The following is a 12353-nucleotide window of genomic DNA, read 5'->3' as shown; positions in this document are numbered from 1 at the left end:
GTGCCGGAACATCACATCGTCCACGGGTGCGCCGACAGCTGTGAGCAGGGCGGGATTCCACAGGGCTCGCCGGAGGAGATGGCTAGCCTGAGCTGATGCGCCGACTGAGCGTTATCGACGGTATTTTCCTGCGTACCCATCAGGGGATGGGTACGCCCATCGCGCTTCAGGGGCTGTGGCGGACGGCGGACGCGGTGGATCGCGCCCGGCTCGACCGGTTGCACGACGCCCTGTGCGTGGGCCCGCTCGGCCGCCGGGTCGTTCGGTCCGGAGTTCCCGGCGCCCGGGACCGCTGGCAGACCAGTATTCGCGCCCACCCGCTCGATATGGCGTCGGCACCACTTCGGGTGGACGACATCTTGTCGTGGGCAGACGGACGGGGTGCAGGACTGGATCCACGGCACGGCCCCGGCTGGCGCCTGTCGGCGGCGCCGCTCACCGACGGTGGCACGGTCGTCGCCCTCACCTGTTCACATGTTCTCACCGACGCCCGGGGACTGGTTATCGCCGTCGAACAGGCGCTCGCAGCGTCGGCCGGAAACGGACCGGACCTCGAACCCGGGCCACGCTCCGAACTCGCACCGGGCCGTGGACTTGCGCCGGGTGGTGAACGTGTGCTTGGCCGTGGACCTGCGCCGGGTGGTGAACGTGTGCTTGGCCGTGGACCCGCGCCGGGTGGTGAACATGAGCCTGGTCACGAACCCGCGCCGGATCGCGAACCCGCACCGGGGCGCGACAGCAGCGCCGGCGGCAGTGTGCAGCCGGGCGGCGATCCGGAGTCGGACTGGGTCGATGCCGCCGAAACCTGCGCCACGGTCCTCGTCGGCACCGTCCGTGCCGCGCGAACCGCACTCCAGCGAGCACGGACCGCGGAGCGTTTTCGACTCTGGTGGCGGCATGAAATGCCGGCAGAGATGCGGTTGCGTGAGAGGCCGGCAGGGAGGCCCGGTGGCAGCCGGTCGCCCGAATCAGATTCCAGCCACCCCGTCGGTACCGCCGTCGCGCACGCCGATCTGCCGGTGCCGGCGCTCGTGCTGCGGTGTCCCGCCCAGGAATGGGACCGGGTAGCCGCGGCGAGCGGTGGTACGCCGAACGGTGTGTTCATCTGGTTCGTGGCGAACACACTGTGGGCCGCCGGTTTTCCCGGACGCGAGATCGTGGCGAGTCTGCCGGTGGACACCCGCGACGAACCCCGGATCGACAACGATCTCGCGATGACCGAGATCATCGTTGCACCCGGTGACGATCCCGGCGCGATCCGAGCGAAAAGCCGCGCCGCCTACGAACGCCGGATATCGAGCCCCGCCGGACTGCCGGAGGAAATCCTGCATCTCGTCCCGGATCGGGTGGCGTACCTGCTGTCCCGAGGGGCCGGGGAGCGCGACATCCTGTGTTCGAATATCGGCCCGATACCGGAGCCGCTGCACGCCCTCGGGCCGCACGGCTGCACCGGTGTCGCTGCCCGCGCCATCCACCCGGGTCTGACCCACGCGCGCCGCCCGCGGACCCGGTTGTCCGGTTACCTGTGCCGGTTCCGCGGTGACTATCTCCTGACGCTGGCGAGTCTCGATCCCGTGCGGGTACCGGACGTCGCCGGGTTGCACCGGCTCGCCGCGGATACCGCGGGGCGTATCGGCCTCCCGATGGTGCCGTGGTGAGGGACGATCATGGAATCGTCGGGGAGAGGACGGCGTAGGGGCGTCCACACCCAGCGCGGAGGTCAGCGATTGTCGCGGTACCAGCGAATCAGATGGTCGGTCGAGGAATCCCCCTGCGGCGCGGGATCTTCGGCCGAGGTGAGCAGCGGTGCCAGCTCGAGCGCCTGCTGTTTACCGAGTTCCACGCCCCACTGGTCGAAACTGTCGATACCCCAGACGACCCCTGCCACGAACACCTGGTGTTCGTAGAGTGCGATCAGTTGCCCGAGCACCGCGGGCGTCAACTGCGGCGCCAAGATCGTCGTACTCGGGCGGTTCCCTGGCATCACCTTGTGCGGCACCAATTCCGGGGGTGTGCCCTCCGCAGCGATCTCCTCGGCAGTTTTCCCGAACGCGAGAACCTTGGTCTGTGCAAACAGGTTGCTCATCAGGATGTCGTGCATACTGCCGGTGCCGTCGCGGGTGGGCAGATCGTCGGTGGGCCGGGCGAACCCGATGAAATCGGCGGGAATGAGCCGGGTTCCCTGGTGCAGCAGCTGATAGAACGCGTGCTGGCCGTTGGTGCCCGGTTCGCCCCAGAAGATCTCCCCGGTGGACGTCGTGACCGGGGTGCCGTCGGCGCGTACCGATTTACCGTTCGACTCCATGGTGAGCTGCTGTAGATAGGCCGGGAACCGGGCCAGGTCGTTCGAATACGGGAGTACCGCCCGGGATTGGGCGCCGAAGAAATTCGAGTACCACACGCCCAGCAACGCCAGCAGCATCGGCGCGTTGGTTTCCGGCGGCGCGGTGGCGAAATGGCGGTCCATGGTGTGCATACCGGCCAGGAACTCGGCGAACCGGTCCGGGCCGACCGTGACCATCACCGACAGCCCGATGGCCGAATCCACCGAGTACCGGCCGCCGACCCAATCCCAGAAGCCGAACATGGTGGCCGTGTCGATCCCGAATTCCGCCACCCGTTCGGCATTCGTGGAAACCGCCACGAAGTGTTTCGCCACCGCATCCGCACCCAGCGCGGCGGTCAGCCAGCGGCGGGCAGCCGTCGCGTTGGTCAGGGTCTCCAATGTGGAAAAGGTTTTCGAGGCGACGATGAACAGGGTGGTGGCCGGGTCCAGGCCGGCGAGTTTCGCCACCAGATCGGCCGGATCGACATTGGATACGAAACGGGCGTCGATCCCGGCGTCCACATAGTGCCGCAGCGCCTGATGCACCATGACCGGACCCAGATCCGAACCGCCGATACCGATATTGACCACCGTGTGGATCCGCTGCCCGGTGGCGCCGCGCCACTGCCCGGAACGGACGGCGTCGGCGAAATCGCGCATCCGGCCGAGTACCTCGTGCACCGCGGCACCGGCGTCTTCGCCATCGATCGTCACCGAACTCCCCGGCGGTAGCCGCAACGCCGTGTGCCCGACCGCGCGATCCTCGGAGGTGTTGATATGGCTGCCCTGCAGCATCCGGTCCCGCTGTGCCGCCACCCCGGCCTCGTCCGCCAATTCGACCAGCAGGCGCAATGTTTCCCGGGTGATCCGGTGTTTGCTGTAATCGATCAGCAGATCACCGGCGGTCACTCTCAGGTCACGGCCACGTGCCGGATCGTCGGCGAACAGATCCCTGAGCCGGAGGGCGGCGATCGCCTCGTGATGATCCTGCAATTTCCGCCATGCCGCCGATGCGGTGATGTCGACGCTCACACCAGCCGAGCGTACAAGCTCTGCCTATTTTGCGCCGCCTTCGGTGGCGCGGGTTTCGGCCCCCTTGGAGGGGCCGAAACCTTCGAGGGCCTCGCTGGACTCGGTGCCATGGCTGGGCGCGTCGGAGATGTGTGTCGGGCCCCGGATCCCGCGCAGCCCGAGGATGCGCCATGAATACTGTCCTCGCGAGCCAGGGATATCGCGGGGTTCGCGACCTAGGCTTAGGTGTATGGCCTCAGAAACCGATGTACTCGATTCTGTACCGAAGCAGCTGTGGATCGGGGGACCCGTCGGTGCCGCCGGTGGCGGCACGTTCGCGGTGCACAACCCCGCCAACGGTGATGTGATAGCCGAGGTCGCGGACGCCACCCCTGAGGACGCCGTGCGGGCGCTGGACGCCGCAGCGGCCGTTCAGGCGGACTGGGCGGCGACTCCGGCGCGGGAGCGGGGCGAGATCCTGCGGGCGGTGTTCGACCGGATCACCGCGCGGGCGGAGGACTTCGCATTGCTGATGACTCTGGAGATGGGCAAGGCCCTTCCGGAGAGCCGTAACGAGGTGCGCTACGGCGCCGAGTTCTTCCGCTGGTTCAGCGAGGAGGCGGCGCGGATCAGCGGCCGTTATCTGCATGCCCCGTCCGGTACCGGCCGGATCCTCGTGCACAAACAGCCGGTGGGGCCGTGCCTGGCCATCACGCCGTGGAATTTTCCGCTTGCGATGGGGACCCGCAAGATCGGACCGGCCCTCGCCGCGGGGTGCACCATGATCGTGAAACCGGCGTCGGCCACTCCGCTCACGATGCTGTTGCTGGCGAAACTCTGCGCCGATGCGGGACTGCCCGAGGGCGTGCTGTCGGTGATCACCTCCCGGCGCTCCGGTGCGGTGACCCAGCCGCTGCTGGAGGATCCCCGGCTGCGCAAACTCACCTTCACCGGCTCCACCGAGGTCGGCCGGTCGCTGGTCGAGAAATCCGCGCACGGTCTGCTGCGCACCTCGATGGAGCTCGGCGGTAACGCGCCGTTCGTGGTGTTCGACGATGCCGATATCGATGCCGCTGTCCAGGGAGCCATGCTGGCGAAACTGCGCAACGGCGGGGAGGCGTGTACGGCGGCGAACCGGTTCCACGTGCAGCGTGGGGTGCTGGCCGAGTTCACCGATAAGTTCGCCGCGGCGATGAACGAACAGGTCCGGATGGGGCCCGGTACCGACCCGGACACCACCCTGGGCCCGCTGATCAACTCCGAGCAGCTCTCCACGGTGTCCGAGCTGGTCGACGACGCGGTATCCGGTGGTGCGACCGTTCGGCTGGGCGGTAAGGCTCCGGTCGGGCCGGGCTGGTTCTACCCGGCGACCATCCTCACCGATATCCCCGACGGCGCCCGGATCCTGCGCGAGGAGGTATTCGGGCCGGTCGCCCCGATCATCGCCTTCGATACCGAGGACGAGGGGCTGGCCGCCGCCAACGACACCGAATACGGATTGGTCAGCTATGTCTACACGCGGGATCTCGACCGGGCACTGCGGGTCGCGGAAGGCCTGGAGAGCGGCATGGTGGGAGTGAACCGCGGCGTCATCTCGGATCCCGCCGCCCCCTTCGGTGGTGTCAAGGCCTCCGGATTCGGCCGGGAGGGCGGTACCGAGGGGATCGAGGAATATTTGTCCACGAAGTACATCGCGATGACCTGAGCCGCGACATACGACCGCCCCGGGGCGTCGACACCCGGGGCGGTTCGCGGCAGTGCGGCGGTCTGCGGGCCGCCGCGTGTGGTTTCGGTGGTCTACCGGCCGAGCCGGCCGCGACCGAGCCGCAGCAGCAGCATCGCCAGCGTATGCCCCTCCTGACCCAGCTCACTGAAGCGTTCCAGCACCTTCATCTCCCGGCTGTGCACCAGCCGGGTGCCACCGGAGGCCATCCGGGTGCGGCCGATAACACGGGAGATCTCGGTCCGGCGTTTGATCGCCGCCAGGATCTCCGCGTCGAGCTGGTCGATTTCCTTACGAAGCTTCTCGATCTCGGCTTCGGTCCGAGGGAGCTCCGATTCCGTGCCGGTTGTCGAATCCGACCCGGTCGCCGTGGCGGGTGTGCTCATCATTCATCTCCTCGTGTCAGAACCTGGATCGCCGTCGCACCGCTTCGCGTTACCGGTCCAGAGTTCCTTCACTGTGAAACAGACCCGATGGGTCTGGTAGTCCCGTAACCCCCCTACCTGCCCTCCCGGCCTCAGGTGCCCGGGCTGTGGTCCCGCTGTGCACACAGCCGGAGCGGTTGTTTCACAAAAGGGCAAACCATGCTGCCAGTTTGCCACGCCCCGGAGGGTCTGCAAAGTGAAGGCGGTCCGCTGCCCGCGCGCGCCCCTGGCGGCGCCGAGTTCAGCGAGGCCCTTGGTGGGTTTTGGCCCGTCCCTGCGTTCAGCCCGCGAGACAATGCGCCGCAGGCGCGAGTATCGCGGGCTGAACGCAGGGACCAAGGGGGCCAAAACCCAGCGCGCGCCAGCGCGCAAATAAACACAGCGGTAGCGTGAACAACCGATGGACACCACGGCTGCAACTCGTTCGGATTCGCATTCCCGCCCTCAGCGCCCGGCCGCCGGTCGCTCGGGTTCCGGCGCGGACGAGCACGGTCCGGACGCGCCGAGGCTACCCGGTTTGGAGACGGCGGGCATCGCGCCGCGTCCGCCGGTATCCGGCCCTACGTCGAGCGGCGGGACACAGAGCGGGCTGGCGGCGCTGCAGCGGCGGGTACAGGCCGAGCAGGCCCAGCAGCGTACCGAGGCGGCGCAGCGGCGCTCCGCGGAGCTGCTGGAAGGGCTCAATCCACAGCAGCGGGCGGCCGTACTGCACAGCGGAGGGCCGCTGTTGATCGTGGCCGGGGCGGGGTCGGGTAAGACCGCCGTGCTCACCCGCCGGATCGCGTACCTGCTGGCCGAACGGGGGGTCACCCCGGGGCAGATCCTGGCCATCACGTTCACCAACAAGGCCGCGGCGGAGATGCGGGAGCGCGTCATCGAGTTGGTCGGTCCGCGGGCCGCGAGCATGTGGGTGTCGACCTTCCACTCCAGCTGTGTGCGAATTCTGCGCACCCAGTCGGCGCTGCTGCCGGGGATGAACTCGAATTTCTCGATCTACGATGCCGACGATTCGCGCCGGCTGCTCACCATGATCGGCCGGGACCTGGAGCTGGACCCCAAGAAATTCTCGGCGCGCATGCTGGCCACCGCCATCTCGAACCTGAAGAACGAGCTGATCGGTCCGGAGCAGGCGAGCTCGGACGCCGAATTCGAGGATGCCGAACTGCCGCGCATCGTCGCCCGCGTCTACACCGAGTACCAGCGGCGGCTGCGGGCCGCGAACGCGCTCGATTTCGACGATCTCATCGGTGAGACTGTCGGCCTGCTGCAGAAACATCCGGAGGTCGCCGAGTATTACCGCCGGCGTTTCCGGCATGTGCTGGTCGACGAATACCAGGACACCAACCACGCACAGTATGTGCTGGTCCGGGAACTCGTCGGGCACGGCGCGGCGGACCCGGCGGCGGCGACCGAAGCCGCCGACGCCGAGGCCGGGGCGGCGGCCGCCGTCGACACCGAGGCCCCGTCTGCACCGTCGGTACCGCCCAGTGAACTCTGCGTGGTCGGTGACGCCGACCAGTCCATCTACGCGTTCCGCGGCGCCACCATCCGGAATATCGAGGAATTCGAACGCGATTTCCCCGACGCCGAGACCATCCTGCTGGAGCAGAACTACCGCTCCACCCAGAACATCCTGACCGCCGCCAATGCCGTGATCGCCCGCAACACCAACCGGCGCGACAAGCGGCTGTGGACCGATTCCGGTGAAGGTGAGCTGATCACCGGGTACGTCGCCGACAACGAACACGACGAGGCTGCGTTCGTCGCCCGGGAGATCGACCGGCTGGTGGACGCGGGCGAGGCCGGCTACTCCGATATCGCCGTGTTCTATCGGACCAACAACAACTCCCGCGCGCTGGAGGAGATCTTCATCCGGATGGGCCTGCCGTACAAAGTGGTCGGCGGGGTGCGGTTCTACGAGCGCAAGGAAGTGCGCGACATCGTCGCCTATCTGCGGGTACTCGAGAACCCCGACGATGCGGTGAGCTTGCGCCGGATTCTCAACACCCCACGCCGCGGTATCGGTGACCGCGCCGAAGCCTGTGTCGCCGTACACGCCGAAGCGCGCGGTATCGGTTTCGCGGAGGCACTGCGCGATGCCGCTGCCGGCGAGGTGGCGTTGCTGAATACGCGGGCGCGCAACGCCATCGCCGGTTTCGTCGCGCTGCTCGAACAGATCCGGGCCGCGGGGGAAATGGACGAACTCGATTTCCCGGATGTCGGGGCGGTCGTCGAGGCTGTTCTGGACCGCACCGGCTACCGGGCGGAACTGGAGTCCTCGGATGATCCGCAGGACGGCGCACGCCTGGACAACCTCAACGAACTGGTCAGCGTGGCCCGCGAGTTCAGTTCGGAGGCCCGCAACGCCGTGGAAGCGGCCCGCGCCGAGGGATTCGTACCGGAAGCCGGGGAGGGCGAGCCCGAACCGGGCTCGCTGGCCGCGTTCCTGGAACGGGTCTCACTGGTGGCCGACGCCGACCAGATTCCCGACGAAGGGTCGGGCATGGTGACCATGATGACTTTGCACACCGCCAAGGGCCTGGAGTTCCCGGTGGTTTTCGTCACCGGCTGGGAGGACGGGCAGTTCCCGCATCTGCGGGCCCTCGGCGATCCGGCCGAACTGGCCGAGGAACGGCGGCTGGCCTACGTCGGTATCACCCGCGCACGCCGCCGCCTGTACCTGACCCGCGCAGTGGTCCGTTCGGCCTGGGGGCAACCGGTGTTCAATCCGGAGTCCCGGTTCCTGCAGGAGGTTCCGGACCATCTCATCGACTGGCAGCGGCTCGAGCCGAAACGTTCGTCGGCGCCCACGCAGTACGGCCGCCGCCGAGATACGGAATCCACCGGCGACGACTGGACCGGCGGCTGGCCCCGCGGCCGCGAAACGCGCCCCGGCCCGCGCGAGGGCCGGTCTGCGCGGGTAGCCCGCAACAATGTCGGGCTGGTGCTGGCGGTCGGTGACCGGGTCAGCGACGACAAGTACGGGCTGGGCCGGGTGGTCGCGGCCGACGGAGTCGGGGATATGGCCAGTGTGACGATCGATTTCGGCAGTAGCGGCAAGATCCGGCTGATCCCGAAGTTCAGCCAAACCCTGACCAAGCTCTAGCGGAACCCCGGGTAATGCGCGGTAGGTTTCGGTTATGAAGTCTGTTGCGCAGCATCTGATGTGGTTCCTGCCGATGCTCTGGCTCGGCATGGTGCTCGCGATCTCGTTCCTGGAGACGCCGCTGAAGTTCCGTGCACCCGGGGTGACCACGGCGCTCGGTCTGGGCATCGGCCGTATCGTTTTCCGGGCACTGAACACGGTGGAATCGGTGCTGGCGGTACTGCTGTCGGCGGCCGCGGTGGTACTCGGACCGCCGGGCGCGGTCTGGGTGTGGCTCGGTCTCGCCGTGGGGACCCTGCTGGTTCAGGTAGCGGTGGTGCGCCCACCGCTGTCGCGACGGTCTGACCGGGTGCTCGCGGGTGAGGAGCTGTCGCGCTCCACAGCGCACTATTGGTACATCGGCACCGAAGTGGCCAAGGTGGTTGTCCTGATCGGGCTGGCGATCGTCGCGGCGCCCTGATCGTAGTGCGGGTGAGTACCCGGGGATGTTGCCCGGTACATCCCCGAGGTGGATCACCGCGAGGGAGGCCCGGTCAGTCGCTGTTGTCGGTGAGGCTGATCCCCCGGGTGGCGAGCCAGGGAATCGGGTCGATCTTATCGCTCCCGTTGAGCCACACCTCGAAATGGACGTGGGGACCGGTGGAGAAACCACGGTTGCCCATTGTGGCGATCTGGTCGCCCGCGAGAACGTATTCGCCCACGGACACCGTGGTGGTGTCGACATGGCCGTAGACGGTGATGGTTCCATCGGCGTGCAGCACCCGGACCCACATACCGAAGCCCGCGGCCGGCCCGGCGTCGATGATTTCGCCGTCGGCTACCGCATAGATAGGCGTCCCGATCGGTGCGGCGATATCCACGCCCAGGTGTTGCACACCCCAGCGGGCACCGAAACCGGAAGTGAACGATCCGGCGGCGGTGAAATGTGCGAACAGTGGCCGGTATTTGGCCTCCTCGGCCGCGGCCAGGTCTTTCGCGAATTCCGCACCGTTGGCCAGCATCTCGCCGAAGCGGCTGGTGTCCAGCGGTGCCCCTTCGGTGAGCATCTGCGGTGAATGCGGATCTACAGCCGCCGGTCCCTCGGTGGCCATCGATTGGGCGGCGATTTCGTGCACCGAACCCGCTGCCTCGTAATCGGTGGCCTGCTCCGCCTTCTGCTGCTCGCCGGGCGAGGCGGTGGCGCACTGCCCGGCCGCGACAACGGCGCCGGCCGCGACCGCGACCACCGCGGCCCGGCCCTTGAGCGCCGACGGCGGGGCAGCGACCCGGTGGGCGCCACGGGAGCGGGCCGCCGGTCGTGAGTCGTCGTCGGTATCGGGCTTCGCGGGCCCGTTCGCCAATGCCTCGGCGATCGTGCCTGGCCGGTCGTGCGGCGCGCCGGTGCTACCGGCGGCGGGCTCGTCGGCCCAGGTCTGCGCCTCGCCCCAGCTCTGATGGCTGTTCCAGTTCGGATCGCTGTGCCAGGCAGGTTTATCGCTACGGTTCCAGCCGTCTTCTTCCTGCCAGTCGCGACCCGACCAGGCAGTGGTCTGCGGCTCCGGCCACGGTCCGGTCTGCGGCTCCGACCAGGTGGCCCGGTGGTCCTGACGGGCAGGCTCCGGTTCGGACCAGGTGGTGTTCTGCGGTTCGGACCAGGTAGCGGCCTGCGGCTCGGACCACGCAGTGGGTGGGGGTTCGGACCACACAGTGGTCTGCGGCTCGGACGGGCCCCGGCCGGTGTGGGCGTCGCCGGATTCGGCCCAGCTCTGGTTGGTCGACCAGAAATCGTCGGCGGCGCTGCGCTGGAAATCACCGCGCTGGGAGTCGGCGGCAGCGGAGGCCGCGGCGGTGTTCAGCGGACGCCTGCGCGCCCGGCTGTCGCCGGGGGCGCCGAAAGCGTTGAACGGCTGCGGGGCTTCGGCGGGCGGTGCGCTGGTGCTCCGGGGCCGGTGCCGGTGGCCGTTGTGCTGGGCATCCAGGGTGCCGTGGTGGTTCATCAGCGGATCCGCATCCGATCGGCCATCCGAAGAGTTGTACAGGGGGTACGTCCGGCCGGAGCGGGACGTGATGGGAAGGCTGTCACCGAACGGCTCTGCGACTGCGGAGCGGTGTGCTGCGTCAAGCTGCCGTCCTCTCTTAACCTGCTCACGGGAGCAACATCACGGAGATCTCTACTCGCGCGACAACCGGATGCGCAAGCAACCACGCCTGGCCGACGCTCGTGATCGGGCTGTGACATCGATCGGTTCGACGGTAACGAAACGATTGCGACGCGGCAAGCGGTAGGACGAATCCAAACGTTACTGTGACATTTATCACGTTTCAAGGTGGTGATAGCTCACTGCCGGAGATGTCGTGTGGTGATCCCGGAATCCGGCTGCCGGGAAACCGCCTGCCGCATCCCTGTGCCGCCGGGGTATCCATCGAAAAGCTACTCGCCGGTAGCCATGGCCTGCGGATTTGACCTCCCCGCGGCGGCGCCCGTGACGTGTGCCACTTAGGATGAACGTGCCCGATCGGCCGTCCTTATGAGTGGTTAGAGTCCGAACGACCCGCTACCGACGTCGGGCCGCCAACAAAGACGTTGTCATAGCAACGCAGACGAGACGGTGAATACATGGATCTCTTCGAATATCAGGCGAAGGAGCTCTTCGTAAAGCACGGGGTGCCTTCGTCGGAAGGCCGCGTGACCGACACTGCCGAGGACGCCCGCGCGATCGCCGCGGAAATCGGCAAGCCGGTGATGATCAAATCCCAGGTGAAGGTCGGTGGCCGCGGTAAGGCCGGTGGCGTGAAGTACGCGGCCACCCCCGAGGACGCGCTGACCCACGCGAACAACATCCTCGGCCTGGACATCAAGGGGCATATCACCAAGAAGATCCTGGTGGCCGAGGCGAAGGATATCGCCGAGGAGTACTACATCTCCTTCCTGCTCGATCGCACCAACCGGACCTACCTGGCCATGTGCTCGGTCGAGGGCGGTATGGAGATCGAAGAGGTCGCCGCCACCAAGCCCGACCGGCTGGCCAAGGTGCCGGTCGACGCGGTCAAGGGTGTCGACCTCGCGTTCGCCCGCTCCATCGCCGAGCAGGGCCACTTGCCCGCCGAGGTGCTGGACGCCGCCGCGGTGACCATTCAGAAGCTGTGGGAGGTCTTCGTCGCCGAAGACGCGACCCTGGTGGAGGTCAACCCGCTGGTGCGCACCCCGCAGGACGAGATCCTGGCGCTCGACGGCAAGGTGACACTCGACGAGAACGCCGAATTCCGGCACGCCGACCACGCGGAGTTCGCGGACAAGGACGCCACCGATCCGCTGGAGCTCAAGGCCAAGGAGAACGACCTCAACTACGTCAAGCTCGACGGTGCGGTCGGCATCATCGGCAACGGTGCCGGTCTGGTCATGTCCACCCTGGACGTCGTCGCCTACGCCGGCGAGAAGCACAGCGGTGTGAAACCGGCCAACTTCCTCGATATCGGTGGTGGCGCCTCCGCCGAGGTGATGGCCAACGGCCTGGACGTGATCCTGAACGATTCCCAGGTGAAGAGCGTTTTCGTGAACGTCTTCGGTGGTATCACGGCGTGTGACGCGGTCGCCAACGGCATCGTGAAGGCGCTGGAGATCCTGGGCGACGAAGCGAACAAACCGCTGGTGGTCCGCCTGGACGGTAACCGGGTGGAAGAGGGTCGCAAGATCCTCGCCGAAGCCGCGCACCCGCTGGTGACGCTGGCGCAGACCATGGACGAAGGCGCCGACAAGGCCGCCGAACTCGCGGCCCGCTGAGT

The 12353-nt window shown here is 67.5% G+C and carries 7 protein-coding genes and 1 pseudogene; 5 read left to right on the top strand and 3 right to left on the bottom strand.

All coding sequences use genetic code 11. From position 1 onward, the window contains the following. The first annotated feature begins 95 nt into the window (after positions 1–95). Positions 96–1658, top strand: a complete 1563-nt coding sequence (locus NFL01S_RS10110; RefSeq protein ID WP_062973695.1) for a hypothetical protein — start codon at positions 96–98, stop codon at positions 1656–1658. A gap of 62 nt (positions 1659–1720) precedes the next feature. Here the strand turns inward: NFL01S_RS10110 and pgi are convergent, their stop codons facing one another. Next, on the bottom strand, positions 1721–3358 hold the full coding sequence (gene pgi, locus NFL01S_RS10105; RefSeq protein WP_062973693.1) for a glucose-6-phosphate isomerase: 1638 nt from the start codon (positions 3356–3358) through the stop codon (positions 1721–1723). A 229-nt stretch (positions 3359–3587) separates the two neighbouring features. Between pgi and NFL01S_RS10100 the strand changes: the two genes are divergently transcribed. Continuing rightward, positions 3588–5042 carry an NAD-dependent succinate-semialdehyde dehydrogenase gene (locus NFL01S_RS10100; protein WP_062973690.1) on the top strand — a complete coding sequence of 485 codons (1455 nt, stop codon included), beginning with the start codon at positions 3588–3590 and terminating at the stop codon, positions 5040–5042. 92 nt (positions 5043–5134) lie between these two features. Here the strand turns inward: NFL01S_RS10100 and NFL01S_RS10095 are convergent, their stop codons facing one another. After that, positions 5135–5446, bottom strand: a complete 312-nt coding sequence (locus NFL01S_RS10095) for a chorismate mutase (protein WP_062973841.1) — start codon at positions 5444–5446, stop codon at positions 5135–5137. A gap of 439 nt (positions 5447–5885) precedes the next feature. On the opposite strand from NFL01S_RS10095, the gene pcrA reads away from it, so the two are divergent. Continuing rightward, complete coding sequence (gene pcrA, locus NFL01S_RS10090) at positions 5886–8591, top strand: DNA helicase PcrA (protein WP_245670588.1); 2706 nt, start codon at positions 5886–5888, stop codon at positions 8589–8591. Positions 8592–8625: 34 nt separating this feature from the next. Next, positions 8626–9051 carry a hypothetical protein gene (locus NFL01S_RS10085; protein ID WP_062973688.1) on the top strand — a complete coding sequence of 142 codons (426 nt, stop codon included), beginning with the start codon at positions 8626–8628 and terminating at the stop codon, positions 9049–9051. 73 nt (positions 9052–9124) lie between these two features. Here the strand turns inward: NFL01S_RS10085 and NFL01S_RS36830 are convergent. Continuing rightward, positions 9125–9895, bottom strand: a pseudogene (locus NFL01S_RS36830) (M23 family metallopeptidase); the annotation flags it as partial. A 1292-nt stretch (positions 9896–11187) separates the two neighbouring features. Here NFL01S_RS36830 and sucC point away from each other — a divergent pair. Continuing rightward, complete coding sequence (gene sucC, locus NFL01S_RS10075; RefSeq protein ID WP_033243526.1) at positions 11188–12351, top strand: ADP-forming succinate--CoA ligase subunit beta; 1164 nt, start codon at positions 11188–11190, stop codon at positions 12349–12351. Positions 12352–12353 lie beyond the last annotated feature (2 nt).

The organism is Nocardia flavorosea NBRC 108225 (assembly GCF_001613385.1).
Taxonomy (GTDB): domain Bacteria; phylum Actinomycetota; class Actinomycetes; order Mycobacteriales; family Mycobacteriaceae; genus Nocardia; species Nocardia flavorosea.
This window is presented reverse-complemented; position numbering and strand designations above follow the sequence as displayed.